Annotated in this window: 16 protein-coding genes and 1 pseudogene; 5 read left to right on the top strand and 12 right to left on the bottom strand. The window is 66.0% G+C overall.

Features of this window, described 5'->3' with window-relative positions:
- Nucleotides 1-179 precede the first annotated feature (179 nt).
- Entirely contained in the window at nucleotides 180-1,472 is a 1,293-nt protein-coding gene (gene purD, locus EH209_RS21130; RefSeq protein WP_126664787.1) for a phosphoribosylamine--glycine ligase, read from the top strand.
- A 7-nt stretch (nucleotides 1,473-1,479) separates the two neighbouring features.
- On the opposite strand, the gene EH209_RS21125 is transcribed toward purD, so the two are convergent.
- The 4 genes from EH209_RS21125 to EH209_RS21110 form a co-directional block, all read right to left on the bottom strand.
- The gene (locus EH209_RS21125; RefSeq protein ID WP_126664786.1) at nucleotides 1,480-1,836 is read right to left on the bottom strand and encodes a DUF7344 domain-containing protein; all 357 of its coding nucleotides are present in this window, start codon (nucleotides 1,834-1,836) and stop codon (nucleotides 1,480-1,482) included.
- Between the two features lie 56 nt (nucleotides 1,837-1,892).
- Nucleotides 1,893-2,543 (bottom strand): helix-turn-helix domain-containing protein, encoded by a 651-nt coding sequence (locus EH209_RS21120; protein WP_126664785.1) that lies wholly within the window; start codon nucleotides 2,541-2,543, stop codon nucleotides 1,893-1,895.
- Between the two features lie 291 nt (nucleotides 2,544-2,834).
- Nucleotides 2,835-3,185 carry a hypothetical protein gene (locus EH209_RS21115; RefSeq protein ID WP_126664784.1) on the bottom strand — a complete coding sequence of 117 codons (351 nt, stop codon included), beginning with the start codon at nucleotides 3,183-3,185 and terminating at the stop codon, nucleotides 2,835-2,837.
- An 85-nt stretch (nucleotides 3,186-3,270) separates the two neighbouring features.
- Nucleotides 3,271-4,626, bottom strand: coding sequence for an aminotransferase class III-fold pyridoxal phosphate-dependent enzyme (locus EH209_RS21110; protein ID WP_126664783.1), 1,356 nt, complete (start codon nucleotides 4,624-4,626; stop codon nucleotides 3,271-3,273).
- A gap of 499 nt (nucleotides 4,627-5,125) precedes the next feature.
- Here EH209_RS21110 and EH209_RS21105 point away from each other — a divergent pair.
- A pseudogene (locus tag EH209_RS21105) lies at nucleotides 5,126-5,275 on the top strand (ester cyclase); the annotation flags it as partial.
- A gap of 39 nt (nucleotides 5,276-5,314) precedes the next feature.
- On the opposite strand, the gene EH209_RS21100 reads toward EH209_RS21105, so the two are convergent.
- The 4 genes from EH209_RS21100 to EH209_RS21090 all read right to left on the bottom strand — a co-directional run bounded on the left by EH209_RS21100 (nucleotide 5,315) and on the right by EH209_RS21090 (nucleotide 8,881).
- Nucleotides 5,315-6,607, bottom strand: a complete 1,293-nt coding sequence (locus EH209_RS21100) for an MgtC/SapB family protein (protein ID WP_126664781.1) — start codon at nucleotides 6,605-6,607, stop codon at nucleotides 5,315-5,317.
- Nucleotides 6,608-6,820: 213 nt separating this feature from the next.
- Nucleotides 6,821-7,096 carry a PadR family transcriptional regulator gene (locus EH209_RS21095; RefSeq protein WP_008895436.1) on the bottom strand — a complete coding sequence of 92 codons (276 nt, stop codon included), beginning with the start codon at nucleotides 7,094-7,096 and terminating at the stop codon, nucleotides 6,821-6,823.
- A 453-nt stretch (nucleotides 7,097-7,549) separates the two neighbouring features.
- Nucleotides 7,550-7,696: a hypothetical protein gene (locus tag EH209_RS24275; RefSeq protein WP_008895435.1), complete on the bottom strand. Its 147-nt coding sequence runs from the start codon at nucleotides 7,694-7,696 to the stop codon at nucleotides 7,550-7,552.
- A 414-nt stretch (nucleotides 7,697-8,110) separates the two neighbouring features.
- The gene (locus tag EH209_RS21090; RefSeq protein ID WP_126664780.1) at nucleotides 8,111-8,881 is read right to left on the bottom strand and encodes a hypothetical protein; all 771 of its coding nucleotides are present in this window, start codon (nucleotides 8,879-8,881) and stop codon (nucleotides 8,111-8,113) included.
- A gap of 349 nt (nucleotides 8,882-9,230) precedes the next feature.
- Between EH209_RS21090 and EH209_RS21085 the strand changes: the two genes are divergently transcribed.
- From EH209_RS21085 to EH209_RS21075, 3 genes are all read left to right on the top strand, one after another.
- Complete coding sequence (locus tag EH209_RS21085; protein WP_126664779.1) at nucleotides 9,231-9,998, top strand: DUF7117 family protein; 768 nt, start codon at nucleotides 9,231-9,233, stop codon at nucleotides 9,996-9,998.
- 241 nt (nucleotides 9,999-10,239) lie between these two features.
- Nucleotides 10,240-12,216, top strand: coding sequence for an OPT family oligopeptide transporter (locus EH209_RS21080; protein ID WP_126664778.1), 1,977 nt, complete (start codon nucleotides 10,240-10,242; stop codon nucleotides 12,214-12,216).
- Nucleotides 12,213-12,563 (top strand): PqqD family protein, encoded by a 351-nt coding sequence (locus EH209_RS21075; protein ID WP_126664777.1) that lies wholly within the window; start codon nucleotides 12,213-12,215, stop codon nucleotides 12,561-12,563. The genes EH209_RS21080 and EH209_RS21075 overlap by 4 nt, the downstream gene beginning before the upstream one ends.
- A gap of 140 nt (nucleotides 12,564-12,703) precedes the next feature.
- Here EH209_RS21075 and folD read toward each other — a convergent pair whose 3' ends face one another.
- From folD to glyA, 4 genes are all read right to left on the bottom strand, one after another.
- Nucleotides 12,704-13,597: a bifunctional methylenetetrahydrofolate dehydrogenase/methenyltetrahydrofolate cyclohydrolase FolD gene (gene folD, locus EH209_RS21070; protein ID WP_126664776.1), complete on the bottom strand. Its 894-nt coding sequence runs from the start codon at nucleotides 13,595-13,597 to the stop codon at nucleotides 12,704-12,706.
- Between the two features lie 270 nt (nucleotides 13,598-13,867).
- The gene (locus EH209_RS21065) at nucleotides 13,868-15,193 is read right to left on the bottom strand and encodes a serine hydrolase domain-containing protein (protein WP_126664775.1); all 1,326 of its coding nucleotides are present in this window, start codon (nucleotides 15,191-15,193) and stop codon (nucleotides 13,868-13,870) included.
- A gap of 164 nt (nucleotides 15,194-15,357) precedes the next feature.
- Nucleotides 15,358-16,266, bottom strand: coding sequence for a hypothetical protein (locus tag EH209_RS21060; protein ID WP_126664774.1), 909 nt, complete (start codon nucleotides 16,264-16,266; stop codon nucleotides 15,358-15,360).
- An 85-nt stretch (nucleotides 16,267-16,351) separates the two neighbouring features.
- Nucleotides 16,352-17,599, bottom strand: coding sequence for a serine hydroxymethyltransferase (glyA, locus tag EH209_RS21055; RefSeq protein WP_126664773.1), 1,248 nt, complete (start codon nucleotides 17,597-17,599; stop codon nucleotides 16,352-16,354).
- Nucleotides 17,600-17,709 lie beyond the last annotated feature (110 nt).

Raw genomic sequence — 17,709 nt, 5'->3', positions numbered from 1 at the left:
CCACTGCGCTCTTGCTCGCCGGATTCGGTGTCTGCCGGTCAGTCGGAACGCGAATCGCCGACCGGTCACGGACGGCGAACTCGTGAGCCGTCGATAGCCACCAAACCCCTCATGATCGTGCATAGGTTCGACTCGAGGAAAGAGCAACGCTTACAGGTTCGTGCGTCCCGCTATCGACCATGCGAGAGAACGTGCTCCTGATCGGCGGCGGTGGCCGCGAACACGCCATCGCTCGCGCGCTTGAGGACAGCGAGGCCGACCTCTACGCCTGTGCGGGGAACCGAAATCCGGGTATCGCCGAGATCGCGACCGACTTCGAGACGCTCGAGACGACGAATCCGAAGGCCGTCGTCGAGTACGCGGAGGACGTCGGCGCGACGATCGCCGTCATCGGCCCCGAGTCGCCGCTGGAAGCCGGCGTCGCGGACGAACTCGAGGCCGCGGGGGTCTACCCGTTCGGCCCGAAGGAGGAAGACGCCCGGATCGAGACGGACAAGGCGTTCCAGCGCCGGTTCATGCGGGAGAACGACGTCCCGGGCTGTCCGGACTTCGAGACCTTCGACGACATGGACGCGGCCTGTAACTTCATCGACGAGTACGACGGCGACCTCGCGATCAAGCCCGCCGGCCTCACTGGCGGGAAGGGCGTGAAGGTCATCGGCGATCAGGTCACCGCCGAGGAGGGCAAGGAGTACATCCGCGAGTCCGACTACGACCGGATCGTCCTCGAGGAGCGGCTGATCGGCGAGGAGTTCACCGTCCAGGCATTCGTCGCCAACGGCGAGTTCCGCACCGCGCCCGCGGTTCAGGACCACAAGCGCGCCTACGAGGGCGACGAGGGGCCGAACACGGGCGGGATGGGCAGCTACTCCGACGCGACGACCCACCTCCCCTTCATGACCGAGGACGAGTACGACGAGGCTGTCTCGATTATCGAGGCGACCGTCGACGCCCTCGAGGACTATCGGGGCATCCTCTACGGCCAGTTCATGCTGACCGAGACCGGCCCCCGCGTCGTCGAATTCAACGCCCGCTTCGGCGACCCAGAGGCGATGAACACCCTCCCCGTCCTCGAGACCGACTTCCTCGACGTGCTCACCGCGGCTCGGGACGGCGAGGCGCCGCCGGAGCTCGAGTTCGCCTCCCAGGCGACGGTCTGTAAGTACGCCGTCCCCGAGGGGTATCCGACCGATCCCGAGGCCGGCGCGAAGGTGCAGGTCGACGAGGAGAGCGCGGGCGACGCCGTGCTCTACTACGCCAGTGTGGACGAGCGCGACGACGGCATCTACACGACCACCTCCCGCGCGTTCGCCCTCGTCGGCGTCGCCGACTCGATCACCGAGGCCGAGGAAATCGCGGAGGACGCCCTCGAGGTCGCCGGCGACGAGGGGCTCCACGTGCGCCACGACATCGGCAAACCCGACCTCGTTCAGCGCCGTATCGACCACATGACCGAGATCCGCGGCGAGTAACGCGACGTCAATCGATCGTCGGGACGCCGTCGGGCCGCTCGGGCCGGTCGTCGACCGACTGAAGGAGATCGACGGCGATCGGAAAGGCCGAGTCGATCGCCACCGACTCGTTTTTCGCGTCGTAATCGACGATATCCGCGTCGTCGAGCGCCGGCAGGTGGACGTGATACAGTCGCGTCGCGATTCGGGATTGGCGGTCGTCGCTCGTTGCGGACGACCGTTCGGTGCGAGCGTCGTCGACGAACGCGCTCAGTTCCCCGACGGAAACGACGTGCTCGTCGGTGCGTGCGAGGTGTCGGCAAACGAGACGCCGCCGTGAGTCTCCGAGCGTCGAGAACACGCGATCGAGCGTTTGATCGGTCATTCGTATCGGTAGTGGCCGTTCGAACGGATGCATCGCGTCCCTGAATCTTGAGGCAGTTAAGACCGGGTCCGTAGCAGCACCTCCCGAACGAGCGTCGCGGTCCCGCGTCGCAGGCGCTCCGAAAGCGCCTGCGAGGAGATGTTCAGCGTCGCCGCGAGTTCGGTCTGCGTAGTCGTTCGCGGGACGTCGAAGTAGCCGGCGTCGTACGCCGCCGCCAGCGCCGCGTACTGGTCGTCGGTCAACTGGGACTCGGCGGAGCAGTCCGCGTCGGCCTCCCGATAGAGCGACCGGAGCTGGAAGTCGAGGTCTCGGTCGCGCAGGGCCGACCGGTACCGCGCGAGCGTTTCCCTGTCCGGGATTCGCATGCGGTTCTCCCACCCGTCGTGCGTGGCGCTCGCCTCGAGCAGGACGATGTCGAGTTCGCTCCACAGCGGAAACGTCGTGCCGTCACGCCCGCGATCGGTCAGAAAGACGCGGTACAACCGCCGCGGACCGCTCTCCACGAGCAGTTTGCGTTCGGTGACGGTCGGGTCGTCGTCGAGACCGGCCTCGAACGCGGACTGCTGGTCTCCCTCCGCCCAGAAGAGCCATCGGATCTCCCCCGTTTCGGTGAGGTACTGCTCCTCGCTGTCGACCGTGGTGTTCGGCGCCCGGTCGAGCGCCGCCATGAGAAGGGGAGAATCGACGCGGTAGTCGACGATCAGCATACCGGTGGAACGGTACCGGTTCGGAAAGAGACGCGCGTTCTGTTCACACAGTGACCATGTCCCGCATCACTCAAGTTTTCGGCCGCCGTCCGTACCGGAGTCCCGATACCGCCGCTGCCGTTGCCGGACGAACCGGCCTTCGTCGCCGATCCGCGCAAGCGACGGCAGCGATCGATCCACGGACGGGTCAGCTATCGGCTCGCTCGAGAACGGAAGGCGGGAATCGGCGGTGTTCGAGCTCACTCGTTGGATCGGCTCGCCCGTCGACGGTCGTGTCGACCGTTGAACGTCTCAGCTCTGATTCTGTTCGCCGGTGAACTCGTCGGTCTGATCAGAGACCGACGACTGGACGTCGTCCGTATCGACGGACGATCCCAGTTCGTCCTGGTTGATCGCGTCGTCGAGCGTTTGCGTGTCGGTTACGGCCTGCAGGCCGTCCTCTTCGACGGCCGATTTGATCGACTCGGCGTCGATGGCCGAATCGAGCGTCGCGTCGTCGGCGCCGGTTTGCGATTTCAGCGCGCGGCGAACAGCGACGTAGCCGGCCAGGACGATCCCGCCCGACGCGATCGCGCCCGGAATACCGTACCGTTTGTACCCGAACTTCACCGCTTTCTTACCGACCGTGAATGCGCCGATCATTGTACGTTGTGTTCGCACGGACGGGGGAAGAGCGACGGGCTTTCGTACGACGACGTGCGGATTCAGCCGCCGGAGGGCGGCGCTCTCACTCGAATACGGGAGCGACGTCCGTGACGGCCTCGAGCAGCAGCTCCGTTCCCAGATCGATCTCGCGTTCGGTAACGTCGAGTGGCGGCAGCAGGCGCAGCGTCTTGTAGCCACAGCCGAGGGTGAGCAGCCCGCGCTCGAAGGCCGCCTCGAGGACGGCCTCGCGGCGCTCCTTGGTATCGAACTCGACGGCGAGCATCAGCCCGCGACCCCGGACCTCGAGGGCGCCGGGCGCGTCGCCGTCCGCGATGGCGTCCTCGAGTCCGGCCCGCAACTGGCGGCCGCGCTCGCGGGCGTTGGCCAGCAGGTTCTCCTCGTGGATGGTATCGATCGTCAGCGCGCCCTGCAGCGAGGCAATGATATCGCCGGCGCCCCACGTCGAGGAGAGGCGCCCCTTCTCGGCGGGGAACACGTCCGATCGGGAGATCGTCGCACCGACGCGCAGCCCCTTCCCAGCCGTGATGACGTCCGGCGTGAGATCGAGATGGTCGACGGCCCACAGTTCGCCCGTCCGTCCGACTCCGGACTGGATCTCGTCGGCGACGATGCTGAGATCGTATCGGTCGCGAAGCGCCTCGAGGTCCCGCGCGAACTCGGGGTGGGCGACCCGGTAGCCGCCCTCGCCCTGGATCGGCTCGAGGATCAGGTAGGCGACCTCGTCGGGATCGATCACGCCGCGCTCGGGGTGGAGTTTGTCCGCGACGACGTTGCCGCCGGGGCCGTCGGTACGCCAGCAACGCTCGTACTCTTCGTCGGTCGAGGGATAGGGCACGCTGACGACGCCCGGAATCTCGGGGTAGTCCCGGCGATGGACGGCCTTCGAGCGATTCAGGGAGAGCGCGCCTAGCGTGCGGCCGTGGAAGGCCCCGTCGAAGGTGAACGCGCGGCGGCCGCCCGCGGCGTAGCAGATCTTGATGGCGTTCTCGACGGCCTCGGCGCCGGAGTTCGAGAGGAAGACTCGATCCATGTCGTACTGGTCGGTCATCGCAACCAGGCGATCCATCAACTGGGTCGGCCCCGGAAACTCGGGATTCTCGGGGGGACCCCCGCCGCTGACGTAGAAGTCCTGGCCGGCGATCTTCAGCGGATCGACGAGGTCGAACGCCTCGAGTTTCTCGCGGATCGCGGGGTTGTTGTACCCCAGCGGCGCCGCGGCGACGTGACTCGTGAAGTCCAGCAGGACGTTGCCGTCGACGTCGGTGCAGAACGGCCCGACGGCCTCGGCGGTCGCGTCCCAGACGAACTCGTAGACGTACGTGCTCGGCGCGGCGAGTCCGTGGTGGTAGTCGACCCACTGCCTGGCGCGTTCGTCGGGGATCGTCCCGACCTGCGGTTCGACCGTATCGCGGTCCATACGTGGTGTGTTATCACGCGGAAGTGAAATAGGCGCCGACCCGTTTCACGAGACGGCGAAGGGCCGGAGCGGCAACGGCCGATGCTCGCTCGTCTGTCCACCGACTCGAGCGGGACGAACGCCGGCGGTATCGGCCCAATAGCTGGTTCGGTGACGCGGATGCGGTAGCTGAACTCCCAAGCCAGCATATCGTGTTATCACACCACACAGCTGTTGCCGGGGTGGGAACTAATGGCAGAAACAGCAGCGGATCCGAACCGACTCGCTACCGAATACGCGGCCATCCGGAACGAGAAGACGTTCTCGAGGCTCTCGGAGGTCGTCGCCGACTCGTTTGCGTTCACCTCGCCGACCGCCGGCACGATCGAGGGATGCGAGGCGTTCGAAGCGACGCTCGAGAGATCACGGACGCGTTCCCCGACTTGGCGATCACCGTCCAGGAGACGCTGTCCGGCGAGAATCCGCTCATGTCTGAAGGCGCGCTCTCGGCACGCACGAGGGTGAGTTCGACGGGATTCCGCCGACCGGCGAACGATTCGAGATCAGCGATATGGCTCGGTTCGTCGTCGAAGACGCTAAGCTACGGGAAGAGCGTGCGTTCTTCGATCGGCAGGAACTCTTCGACCAGTTCGGGTCCTTCGAGGAGTGACGGCGATCTTCTTTTCTCGTTTGTCGCTCGGTTCTCCCTCTAGACGACGATCGCGACCGTCGCAACCGCGCCGCCGAGCAGCAACAGACCGCTGTAGACCGCGACCTGATTGCGGAAGCCGTCGTTCGAGGACGTCGAGGCGAGCAGGGCCTTGACGACGATGCTCGAGACGGTCGCAAGCAGGATGGCGATGGTCGCCTCCGCAGGCCCCAGTTGGCCGCCGCGATAGAGGACGACCGCCGAGGTGGTCGCGCCGGCGCTCGAGACGAAGCCGCTGGCGACGGCGGTGGCGTAGAAGCCGAGCGTCCCGAACCAGGTCTCGGCCAGCGACCCGAAGACGAGGACGACGAGGAAGACGGCGCCGAACGCGAGCGCGTTCTTCAGCGAGAAGGGGGACTCGAGTTCGATCGGACCCGACTCGCCCCAGTCGGCGGTCCAGGCGGCGACGGCGAACGCGACCAGGATGACCGCGCCTAGCGGGACGACGGCCTCGAGGAGGATCGGACTCCCGCTGCCGACGGTGAACCCGACGGCGATGGCGAGGTTGCGAACGGCCATCGCCGCGTTGGCCAGCAAGATTGCGGCGACGGCGTAGGAGGCGGCCTCGGGGCGCTGGTTGACGTGGTCGAGCATCGTCCCGACGACGGCCGTCGACGAGGCCAGCCCGCCGAAGAACCCGGTCACGGCGATGCCGCGGCCGCCGTACGTCGAGACGATCGCGTAGTTGGCGATGCCGATGCCGGCGACCGCGACGACCATCAGCCAGATCACCTGGGGCTCGAGCGGGATCGAGACGCCGCCGACGTCCGCGGTGACCTTGGCGGGGAGGACCGGGTAGATGACGAACGCGAGGATGGCGAACTCGATCGTCGAGCGCATCTCCTCGTGGGAGAGCCCCCAGGCGAACTCGTGGAGTTCGCGCTTGAGGACCAACAGCAGCGACGAGAGGACGGCGACCGTGACCCCCTCGATGATGAAGCCGGCGGCGACCAGCACGCCGACGCCGTAGGCGACGAGCATCGAAACCGAGGTGGTCAGCGAGAGGCCGGCGTCGTCCTCGCTCAACAGCCCCTGAACTGCCAGCAGGACGCCCTGAACGATCACGAGCACGCCGCCGAGAACGAGCAGCGTTTCGCCGATCTCACTCTCGAAGACCAGCAGCGTAAAGACCGCTCCGAGGAGGCTGATCAGCGAGAACGTCCGGATCCCGGCCGACTTCTGGGACCACTCCCGCTCGAGGCCGAGGAACATCCCCAGCGCTCCAGCCAGCGCGATCCGGACGACCGTCTCGTCCAGCGGCGCATCGGCGATCTGCAACGCGATCTCGTTCACTGTCGGTCGTTCACGGCGTGTTACCATAAACGGCGCGCCGGCTCGCAGGGCGACCGTCGCCTCGAGCGACGGACGGAAACGCGGAAAAGCGCCGCGGAACTCGAGGAAGGGAAGTGACGAGACGATCCTCGACGCCGAACCGCAAACTCGCGAGCGAAGCGATCGGGCGCGATCGAGCGACGCGCTACGTGCGACGAGGCGAGCGGCTCGTCATTACAGGTCGACGTACTGTCCCTCCCACTCGCGACGAGCCTCGAGTTCGCGGCGACCGCGCCGGGTCAGGGTGTAGAAGTTCGTCCGGCGGTCGCGCCGTCCCTTCTCGACGAGGCCCTTGTCGACGAGGGTGTCGAGGTTCGGGTAGAGTCGACCGTGGTGGATCTCCTTCTCGTAGTAGTTCTCGAGTTCCTCCTTGATCGCTAGCCCGTGGGGCTCCTCCTCGCCGGCGATGACGTACAGCAGATCTCGCTGGAATCCTGTCAGGTCGTACATTGGGAAAGTACCAGTTGCACTTACTGTCGAATTTTAATAAGGCTATCGGGTTGTTTCGATCGAAACAGCGATATTACCGATTGACCGCGTCGTTTGCGTGCGATTCCGAATAGATAACGGCTATGATGGGTTCTCGCGCTAATTCACGTAACGTGCAGTTCATGTTTACACACCGTCCGTATCGTTTCGGTATTTTAATGATATCGGAGTGCGAGAAAGGCGGCTTCGAGTAGCAGTGAGATTCGGTTGCGATTGAGAACGCGGTCGCTGTGAGATGTGAGTTCGAAACAGGAAAGCAGATCGCGTGACGGGAAAAGTGTCACGCGATCGCTTGCCGCCCTGAATTGGTCCCCGCTGACGCTTCGGCCCTCCAAGCGAAGCGTCATCTGAACGCTTTCGCCGAGAATACTTAAAAGTAACGACACCGGCTCGGCGTTTGATACGTTCCGCGGATCAGATGTGCTCCTCTTCGAGCACCCAGCCGATGGCGCGCTTGTAGTGGGTGAACATCTGCCTGACGCCCTCGTGGCGCATGTCTTCGCTCTCGAGGTGCTCGGTGAGGAACTCATACTGCTCGCGGATTTCTTCTTCGTCGCGCATACTCGCCACTAGGGCCGGAGAACGGAAAAAACGGTCGCCGGACGGGGTTCGAGCCGTCGTCCAGCGGTGGACACGGACCGACGGGGGCGCTGCTCTCGGGAGGTGCCGGTCAGTCGTTCGACTCCACCCAGTAGCTCGAGATCCAGCTATCGACGGGATGGAAATAACTGGGGATTGGGACGGTGGCTACCGATCGACGCCGACGCTTTCGGCGATAAGGAAGCGATTTGAGAGCGACAACAGTTCACAAACCGTTCGCGAGCGATTCCGATCGCCGAGAGGCAGACGGAGACGGCCGACTCCGACTCCGTCGCTGTCGCTCCCCGATGAGCGTCTGAAAAAGCGATGGGACACGGCGGCCGACGATCGACCGCCAGATTTCTGTCGGCTACCGCTGCGCGCTGTCGATCGGTATTAGCTGCCGTCCGATTCGTTGTTCGACTCGTTTTCCTCGCCGTTGCCGCCCAGCATGCCGTCGTCGGACTCGTTCCCGGACTCGTTACCCGAGCTGCCGCTCTCGCCGAGGGTCAGCGTTACCTCCTCGTCGTCGCCAGCGATCTCGACGTCGTCTTCGGCTTCCTCGCCCTCGCTTTCCGCGGTGACGGTGTACTCGCCGTCCTCGAGTTCGTCGAACTCGACCTCGCCGTTCTCGTCGGTCTCCTCTTCTCGCGGCCACTCCTCCTCGCTGGTACCGAGTCCGCCGTCCTCGGTCTCGTTGCCCGATTCGTTGTCCGACTCGTTCTCGCCGCCGAGCATGTCGTCGGACTCGTTGGATTCGTTGGATTCGTTGTCCTCCTGGACGAACGAGCCGACTTCCGACTCGTTGTCGGAGTCATTTTCCTCGCCGTTGCTGCCCAGCATGTCGTCCGATTCGTTGGACTCGTTGCCCGACTCGTTCTCGCCGCCGTTGCCGCCGAGCATCCCGCTGCCGGCCTGCTCGAGCGTGACGGTCGCACCCTCGACAGGTTCCTCCTGATCGTCCTCGACGGTGACCATCAGGGAATACGTCTCGTCTTCCGACCCTTCGGTCTCGTTCCCGTTTCCGGTGTCGTTCGTCTCTTCGCCGTTTTCGCTTTCGTTGTCTCCGCCACCGGGTCCGCTGTCAGCGCAGCCAGCGAGTACGAGCGCGCCTGCGGTACCTGTTGCGGCGACGAACTTGCGTCGATTGAGTTCTGAATCGGACATATTCCTGGAAAGGACGTTCCATGTGGTTGCAGTGTGGCCTGCAACTGCCGTCCGTTAATCACCTATTGAACGTCGACTAGCCGTTCGTGATCGTCATCGGTTTCGTACCGTTCGACCGATAAATCCGGCGGTAGACGACGTAACTGTCAGGAATTCGGGGCGCTCACGTCAGCGGTCGAACCGATCACAAACGTTTCTCGATCGCGTCGGTTCCGGTACCTCGGAGGAGCGAGCCCGATCGATCGGATGGTGTCCCTGTCACCACCTTCGCGTCTGAAACGGGCGGCCATCCCCGCGGCGTTCGGTCGACTCCGGTGTGATTTTGGGTCGTCCGCGCGTAGGACCGTTCATGAAGATCAGGGGCGAGCGCGAGTGCAAGGAGTGCGGGACGCGGTGGTCGTACTACGAGACCGGCAGCGTCGGCTGTCCGGCCTGTGGGAGTCTCCACAGCGTCGGCGTCGGCGACCGGAACGAACACACCGATCTCCAGGTCACGTTCGATCTCACGGCGATCCGCAACGCCATCGACGACCAGCCCGTCGGCGACCTCGCCGAGCGGGCCCGCGAGGAGTGTCGGGAGTACGTCCGCCGGCGCGGCTTCGTCAACGCGGGCACGCTCCGGGGACTCGACGACGACTACCTGGCCGCAAACGAACTCCTCCACGTCGCCGATATCGTCCGCCGGGAGATCGACCTCGAGGAGCGCGAAGAACTCTACTTCCTCTCCTTGCTCCGGGACGCCGACGGCGGCGGTCCGCGATCCGACGGCGGCCAGCGGCCGCCCGCTGCGGAGGTCCCGCCCGGCCTCCGGAGCGCGCGCGGCCTCGCCGCCGCGAACGCCGTCCGCGACTACCGCCGGGATATCCGCACCTGGGCCGAGGATCGCGACCTGACGACCGCCGAGCGCGGCGCTCTCGAGACGCTCGGCGAACACGTCACCCGTATCCGGATGCTCGACGGCGACGTCGATCCCCGGACCGCCGATCGACTGATCGAGGCCGCCCGCGACCTGGCGAACGGCCTCTGCGGCGACGAACTCGCGTTTACCCGCGCGCAGGACCGCCTCGAGGACCTCGAGTTCGGAGCCGGCGGTTCGGGCGGCCGGTTCGGGAACTGAGTCGGCGACCGCGACGGGTCTGGAAGCACCGACCTCGCGAATGCCGGGTACCGATCGGTTAATTATCTTACTATCCCGGTGTAAATCTTGCCGCTCTTATACTGTCGATCGAGAACATCCTGACGAACGTACGGACCGCCCTCGATCGGCCCGGATCGCTCGATGGAACGGGTTCCTGCGCGAGCCAACAGCGGCCGGCGCGAGCGACCGCTCGCGGGGGTCCTGTACACACGAACACACTATGGCGCACGGACCATCCGAAGAAGAACCGGATACGAGCGAGAGTCGCACAGCGCGCGAACAGACGGCGGAGAGCGGACCGTCCCCGTACGTCCCCGCGGGGAAGAGCGTGGCCGAACTCACGATCAAGGCGGTCGCGATCGGCCTCGCGCTCAACGTGGTGATGCTGACCGCGAACATGTATCTCGGGATGCGCTCGGGCATGACGATCAGCGCCTCCATCCCGGCGGCGGTCATCAGCATGGGCCTCTTCTACGGGCTCCGACAGGCCGGGATCGGCGGGACGATCCTCGAGAACAACATCGTCCAGACGATGACCTCCGCAGGCGAGGCGCTCGCGGCGGGTGTCATCTTCACGATCGCGGGCGTGACCTTCCTCGATCAACCGATCGACATCGTCAGCACCGCGATCGTGGCGATTCTGGGCGGTCTGCTCGGGGTCCTGTTTATGATCCCGATGCGCCGCTACCTCATCGTCGACAAACACGAAGAGCTTCCCTATCCGGAGGGGACGGCCTGTGCCGATGTACTCGAGGCGGGCTCGCGCGGCGACGAGGGCGTGAAACTCATCTCCTTTGGCTTCCTCGTGAGCTTCGTCTACATGTGGCTGGCCAGCGGGATGGCCGCCTTCCGGACGACGATCCAGACGGCGTTCTCGGCGGGTGAAACCGACGGGTTCGCCATCGGCGGCGACTTCACGCCCGCCCTGATCGGCGTCGGCTACATCATCGGACCGCGGATCGCCGGCTACGTGTTCGGCGGCGGGCTGATCGCCTGGATGATGCTGATCCCGCTGCTCATCACGGGCGGGTTCGTCCCCGAATCGGCCGCCGACGCGGCGCTGATGACCCAGGCCGACGCGGTCTGGGACGAGTACATCCGCTACGTCGGCGCGGGCGCGATGATCGTCGGCGGGTTCTACGCCGTGCTCTCGATGCGGGGCACGATCGCCGACGCGCTGGGAACCGCAGTCGCGGAGATTCGCGGCTCCGGGGCGGCCGCGACCGGCGAGCGCAAACGCACCCAGCGCGACCTCCCGATGAAGGTCGTCGTGGTCGGCGCCGCCCTGATCGCGCTCGCGCTGGTCGCGGTCCCGCAGGTCCAAGTCGGCCTGCTGGGCGGGATCATCGCCGTGATCGCCGCGTTCCTCTTCGTCGCCGTCTCGGCGTACCTGGTCGGGGTCGTCGGCAGCTCCTCGAACCCCGTCTCCGGGATGGCCGTGGCGACGATCCTGATCGCCGCGCTAGCGCTGCGATCGACCGGCGTCAGCGACCCCGTCGTGGTGCTGGTGACGGCCTCGGTCGTGGCCATCGCCGCGGCGGTCGCGGGCGACACCTCACAGGACTTGAAGACCGGCTACCTGCTCGGCGCAACCCCGCGAAACCAGCAGATCGCGCAGGTGATCGGGATCGCCATCTCGGCGCTGTTCGCCGGCTGGGTGCTGTACTTCTTCCACCAGGCCTACGGCATCGGGAGCGAGACCATCCCCGCGCCACAGGCCGGGATGATGGCGCTGATCTCCGAGGGCGTCCTCACGGGCACCGCCCAGTGGGGGATGATCCTCATCGGCGCCGTCTTCGCGTTCGTCCTGATCCTCATGGACGTCCCCGTCCTACCCTTCGCGGTCGGGATCTACCTGCCGATCACGCTCGCTACACCGATCTTCCTCGGCGGCCTGCTTCGGGCCGGCATCGACCGGTACGTGGCCCGGAAGGACGACGAGGACGGATCGCTCGCCGAGCACACGACCTCGAGGGGCCGGATCGTCGCGGCCGGGCTGATCACCGGCGAGGCGATCATGGGGATCGTCATCGGCGCGCTCTACATCACCGGGATCGGAAACGCCGAGGGAGCGCCGTTCCCGCTCGGACTCGGCGGCCAGACGCAGACGATCCTCGGCGTCGTCGCCGTCGTCGCGCTCGTCGGGCTCTTCGTGGCTAGCGTGCTCCGGAACGCACCCGACGCGGCGGACCGATGAGTTCGCACGGGCCGAGGGCCGTCCCGATCCGGACCGCCGACGACTGGGAGGAGACGACCGTCGACGGCGAGTCTCGAGTCACCATCTACTGGACGAAAACCCCGGGGAACCGGGTCGACCGGTTCCTGTTCGACCTCTTCGGAACGAGTCGGGAGCGGGAACTCGCGCTGGATCCCGTCGGGACGACGGTCTGGCGCCACTGCGACGGCGACCATACCGTCGCCGAGATCGCATCGGTCGTCGCGGACTCCCATGCCGACGAGCGCGTCGCCCCCGTCGACGAGACGCTCGCGCACTTTCTCATGCAACTCGAGGAGCGCGGGCTGATTCGGTTCGACGACGGGTGAACGGAGAGACGAGTCCAAGCCCCACGGTCGAGCGACGCACCCGAACGCCGGGTTCACAGCGGGCTCGAGAACGATCCGGCGGCTCGAGGAGAACAGAGTACTGAAGTCTCGAGAAACCAGTCAGGGATCGCGTCGTCCGATCAGGGCAGGTCGACGTCGACGTCTTCCTGCAGGCTCGCGGCCTTGACCGTGTTGTAGAGTAACATCGCTCGCGTCATCGGACCGACACCGCCCGGGACGGGCGTGATCGCGCTCGCTCGTTCCTTCGCGCTCTCGAACTCGACGTCGCCGACGAGTTCGTACCCCTTCTCGTTGTCCGCGTCGACGCGGTTGACACCGACGTCGATCACGACCGCGCCCTCGCCGATCATCGAGCCGTCGACGAGTTCCGGCGCGCCGGCGGCGGCGACGACGATGTCCGCGCTTCGGGTCTTCGCGGCGAGATCGTCCGTTCGGGAGTGACAGACCGTCACCGTCGCGTTGCCGTCGTCGGCCTTCTGGATCAGCAGGTTGGCCAGCGGCTTGCCGACGATGTCCGAGCGGCCGACGATCGTCACGTCCTTGCCCTCGGTGTCGACGTCCGCGGCCTCGAGCAACTTCTGGACGCCGTGGGGAGTGCAGGGACGGAAGCGGGCGTCGCCGGCGACCAGCCGGCCGACGTTCTCGGGGTGGAAGCCATCGACGTCCTTCGCGGGGTCGACCCGGCGGATGACCTCGCGGTAGTCGACGTGGTCCGGGACGGGCGCCTGCACGATGTAGCCGTGGACGTCGTCGTTCGCGTTGAGGTCGGCGATCTCGTCGTACAGCGTCTCGGGCGAGGCGTCGCCGTCGACGTCGACGTGGTAGCTCTCGATGCCGACCTCCTCGCAGTCACGTTGCTTCATGTTAACGTAGGTCTGGCTTGCGGGGTCGTCGCCCATCAGCACGGTCGCCAGCCCCGGCCGCGCGCCCGCGTCGGCGAGCGTCTCGATCGCGTCGGTCAGGTCGTCTCGAATCTGACTCGCGACGGCGTCGCCGTCGATGATCTCGGTCATTACTCGAGTGGGCGACCGCGAGGCTAATCAACCCTCGGATTCGTGCTCAGAACGGCGTCTCAAAGACGGTGGGATAGGCATGATCGTGGATAGAAGCTGCGTCGCCGTCCGGAACCCGATGATCTGCTAACCGGCGCCGCCGCTCTCGGTTCCGAACAGTTCACAGCCGCGAATTACCGCCGAACCTCCCGAACCGTCCATAATCAGGACGGGACGGTCCGGTAGCAAACGTCCTCGAGTATCGAGGTAGTTACCGCTCGATATCGGCGCTTACCACCAGCGGCCCCGGGCGCGACCGCGACCCGGGTTCGATCGCTGGTTGCTGAGTTCGTGACGGACGGTGTCGCCCATCGTGCCGACGCGGAAGTCCTGTTCGGTGCGCTCCCGAATGCCGTTCGTGACGTACGCGAAGGCGATGTCGTTCTCGGGGTCGGCCCAAGCGACGCTGCTACCGAGCCCGGCATGACCGAACGCCGTCGGCGGCGCGGTGACGCCGAGGTTGCTCTGGACGACGCCGCCGAGGAAGAAGCCCATCGCGAACCGGCCGGAGACGTCCCGGCTCATGTCGTCGTCGGTCTCAGCCTGCAGCGAGGTCCACTCGTCGATCGTCTCCGGGGTGAACAGGCGCGTGCCCTCGAGTTTGCCGCCGTTCAACAGGCAGGCGTAGAACCGAAGCATGTCGCTTGCCGTTCCGATCCCGTTCGCGGCCGGGATGATCGCCTGCTTCTGGACGAAGTCGCTGTTGAAACTATCGGCGGTGTCCTGGTTCGTTCCCGACTGGACGCCCGAACTGGCCGCCGTGATCTGGTCGTAGGGTTCGAAGCCGACTAGCGTGGCGACGTCGACCTCTTCGCCTTCGGGGAGCCCGATACTGGTGTTGTCCATTCCGAGGGGCTCGAAGATCTCGTCCCGCGCGAACCGGTCGATCCGTCGACCGGAGACCTTCCGAACAATCTCCCCGACCAGCCAGCCGAAGCTGAGCGTGTGGTAATTCGGCTCCGTCCCCGGCTCGTAGACCGGTTCGGCCGCCTCCATTCCCTCGGCGATCGCGTCCGGATCGCTCCACAGGTGAGCCTGGCCGTCGATTTCGACGGCCGGAACGCCCGCCTGATGCGAGAGCACGTGGCGGATCGTCGTCTTCGCTTTCTGCGTTCCCTCCTCAGCGTAGTCGGGCCAGTGCTCGACGACGCGGTCGTCGTAATCGAGTTCGCCTCGCTGGGCGAGCAGATGGACGCAGGCCGCGGCGTACGGTTTCGTACACGAAAACAGAACGTGTCGCGTTTCCGTGGTCGTTTCGCCCCCCTCCGGATCGGAGAGACCGCTGGCCGTATCGACCACGAACTCCCCGTCGTGGTAGATCGCCAGCTGGGCGCCGTGGTGGAGCTCCTGTTCGAGCTGCCGATCGAAGGTCGCCTTGATTCGATCGGTGCCCGTCTTCAGAACTGCCGACTCTGTGTCGTCACCGTCGTCCTTCCAGTTCCCCTCTCCCCGTTCGGATCGATCGTTCCCCCCCTGTGCTGCTGCGCTCGTCGACGCACCGGTAGCAAGCGTTGCCCCCACTGTACCGAGCGTCGCAAGCACACGTCGTCGATCCATCGAAGTCCTCTGTGATGGCATCACGCAAACTATATAATCCGACGTATATGAATCCGTTCATAATCAGTTCAGAATAGAATATAGTCACTAGAAGTGTCCAATAGCTAGATACCGGCATTTAAACTCATCACCAACAGGCCAGCCGTTTCAGTTTCCGTGACTGTTCAGGCTCCGGTCTCGCCGTCGACGACCACGGGGTGGTAGGTCGTTTCGAGGTCGCCGTACTCGTCCGTGTCCGCGGTGTCGATCAGCCGGAGCGCCTGTCGCTCGTGACACTCCCGCGCGGCTTCAAGCGCGTCCGCATCGACGTCGACGGCGTTCGACTCGAGCACCGGTGCGACTCGGTCGGTCCACGCCCCGTCCTCGAGCAGACACACCACCCGGTCGTCGACCGTGAGGGGCGGTTTGCCGGCGACGTGATCGGCCGAACCGACGATATCGTAGGTTTCGATCCCCTCGAGGATCCCGACGACGTCGGCTTCGGGAACGTCAGTGGGAGCCCCAGCCATGACCTTGTCGAGCACGAGCGCGTCGATCGGCGCGTCCATCGTCTCGGGTCGCGGGGTCGGATCGCCGTCGCGCTCGCGGGCGATGGTCTCCTCGGCGACGGGGTCGCTGTCGTCCGGCGTCCCCGGCAGCGGCTCGGGACGGTACGGATCGCCGTCGTCGAACCGGACCGGAACGAGGCCGATCGTCTCGGCGGCCGTTATCGCGTCGAACAGCAGCGGCCGATCGGCGTCGTAGGACTCGAGGTCCAGTCCCAGCCCCTCCGGCGAGGCGGCGCGCACCAGCGGATCGGGGACGGGCGCGACGATCTCGCCGTCCTCCTCGCGGAGCTGGCGCGGGTACGGCGCGTCGCCGGTTTGGGGCTCCGGAATCCCGCTGAGCACGAGCATGGGTTCGCCCTCGTACTCGTCGACGCCCCAGTCGACGTGGTCGCCCGGCTCGGCGCCCATAAAGTCGGCGACCGGCGTCAATTCGAGGGCCAGTTCCGAGGCCGCCGTCGTCGCGGTCTCGCGAAGCTCAAGCAGTCGATCGTCGTCGAGAACGGTTCCGGTCGGATTCGTAGCCATTGACGGCGGTACGTCCAGCCGGTGGAAAAGCCGCGTGCCGGCGAGTGACAGGGGGCTCCGAAATCAGCGGCCGCGGCGTCGTTGCTTATTCGTACAGCGGGTTCGCGTCACACAGTGTCGCGACTTCCTCGCGGACCTCCTCGAGGACGGCCTCGTCCTCGGGGTCGTCGACGACGCGGGTGATCAGGTCGGCCACCGTACGGCAGTCGTCCTCGTCGAAGCCGCGGGTGGTCAGCGCGGGCGTGCCCGCGCGGATGCCCGAGGGATCGAACGGCGAGCGCGTCTCGCCGGGGACCGTGTTCCCGTTGAGGACGATGCCGGCCTCCTCTAGGGCCTCCTCGGCGTCGCCGCCGGAGGTGTCGGGATGGCTCTCGCGGAGATCGACGAGGACGAGATGGTTGTCCGTGCCCTCCGAAACCAGCGAGAAGCCGTTTTTGGCGAGGCGCTCGCCGAGGGCCTTCGCGTTGGCGACGGTCTGTTCGGCGTAGTCCTCGAACTCGGGCTCGAGGGCTTCCTTGAAGCCGACGGCCTTGCCGGCGATGTTGTGCATGAGCGGGCCGCCCTGTCCGCCGGGGAAGACCGCCGCGTCGATGTCGTCGGCGTACTCCTCGTCGCACATGACGATGCCGCCCCGACCCGAGCGGATCGTCTTGTGGGTCGAGCCGGTGACGAAGTCGGCGGTGCCGACCGGCGAGGGGTGGACGCCGGCGGCGACGAGGCCGGTGATGTGGGCGATGTCCGCGAGGTGGAGCGCGCCGACGCTGTCGGCGGCCTCCTGGATGCGCTCCCACTCGATCTCACGCGGGTACGCGGAGTAGCCGGAGACGATGATGTCCGGCTCGAACTCCTCGGCGTGTTCGGCCAGCCCCTCGTAGTCGAGGTAGCCCGTCTCGGCGTCGACCTCGTACTGTTCGACCTCGTAGAGCTGCCCGACGAAGTTCGCCGGGTGGCCGTGGCTCAGGTGGCCGCCATGGTTGAGATCCAGCGAGAGGATCTTGTCGCCGGGCTCGAGCATCGCGAAGTAGACGGCCTGGTTGGCCTGCGTGCCCGAGTGGGGCTGGACGTTGACGTGCTCGGCGCCGAACAGTTCGGTCGCGCGGTCGATGGCCAACTGTTCGACCTCGTCGGCGTACTCGCAGCCGCCGTAGTAGCGCGAGCCGGGATAGCCCTCGGCGTACTTGTTCGTCAGGGCGCTGCCCTGCGCGTCGATGACCGCCTGACTGACGTGGTTCTCGCTAGCGATCATCTGCAGCGTCTCTCGTTGGCGGTCGACCTCTCCCTCGAGTGCATCGGCGACGGCGGGATCGACGTCCCGTACGTGCTCGTGCTCCATGTCCGATGTGCCGGCTGGCGACTGTATAAGTGTACCCGTCTTCGGCGAATCTCACCGCTGGAACGATCCCGACGTATCAATTCGATTGGAACCCACCGCCGGAAATCGGC

Origin of the sequence: Haloterrigena salifodinae, assembly GCF_003977755.1 — an archaeon.
In the GTDB taxonomy this organism is placed as follows: domain Archaea; phylum Halobacteriota; class Halobacteria; order Halobacteriales; family Natrialbaceae; genus Haloterrigena; species Haloterrigena salifodinae.
This window is presented reverse-complemented; position numbering and strand designations above follow the sequence as displayed.

What these genes read in the sequence shown, in the direction of transcription:
- EH209_RS24275 (WP_008895435.1), bottom strand. Translation starts at nt 7,696, where the DNA reads ATGCGCGACGAAGAAGAAATCCGCGAGCAGTATGAGTTCCTCACCGAG.
- glyA (WP_126664773.1), bottom strand. Translation starts at nt 17,599, where the DNA reads ATGGAGCACGAGCACGTACGGGACGTCGATCCCGCCGTCGCCGATGCA.
- EH209_RS21090 (WP_126664780.1), bottom strand. Translation starts at nt 8,881, where the DNA reads ATGTCCGATTCAGAACTCAATCGACGCAAGTTCGTCGCCGCAACAGGT.
- EH209_RS21095 (WP_008895436.1), bottom strand. Translation starts at nt 7,096, where the DNA reads ATGTACGACCTGACAGGATTCCAGCGAGATCTGCTGTACGTCATCGCC.
- EH209_RS21060 (WP_126664774.1), bottom strand. Translation starts at nt 16,266, where the DNA reads ATGGCTACGAATCCGACCGGAACCGTTCTCGACGACGATCGACTGCTT.
- EH209_RS21065 (WP_126664775.1), bottom strand. Translation starts at nt 15,193, where the DNA reads ATGGATCGACGACGTGTGCTTGCGACGCTCGGTACAGTGGGGGCAACG.
- purD (WP_126664787.1), top strand. Translation starts at nt 180, where the DNA reads ATGCGAGAGAACGTGCTCCTGATCGGCGGCGGTGGCCGCGAACACGCC.
- EH209_RS21085 (WP_126664779.1), top strand. Translation starts at nt 9,231, where the DNA reads ATGAAGATCAGGGGCGAGCGCGAGTGCAAGGAGTGCGGGACGCGGTGG.
- EH209_RS21115 (WP_126664784.1), bottom strand. Translation starts at nt 3,185, where the DNA reads ATGATCGGCGCATTCACGGTCGGTAAGAAAGCGGTGAAGTTCGGGTAC.
- EH209_RS21125 (WP_126664786.1), bottom strand. Translation starts at nt 1,836, where the DNA reads ATGACCGATCAAACGCTCGATCGCGTGTTCTCGACGCTCGGAGACTCA.
- EH209_RS21080 (WP_126664778.1), top strand. Translation starts at nt 10,240, where the DNA reads ATGGCGCACGGACCATCCGAAGAAGAACCGGATACGAGCGAGAGTCGC.
- folD (WP_126664776.1), bottom strand. Translation starts at nt 13,597, where the DNA reads ATGACCGAGATCATCGACGGCGACGCCGTCGCGAGTCAGATTCGAGAC.
- EH209_RS21075 (WP_126664777.1), top strand. Translation starts at nt 12,213, where the DNA reads ATGAGTTCGCACGGGCCGAGGGCCGTCCCGATCCGGACCGCCGACGAC.
- EH209_RS21110 (WP_126664783.1), bottom strand. Translation starts at nt 4,626, where the DNA reads ATGGACCGCGATACGGTCGAACCGCAGGTCGGGACGATCCCCGACGAA.
- EH209_RS21120 (WP_126664785.1), bottom strand. Translation starts at nt 2,543, where the DNA reads ATGCTGATCGTCGACTACCGCGTCGATTCTCCCCTTCTCATGGCGGCG.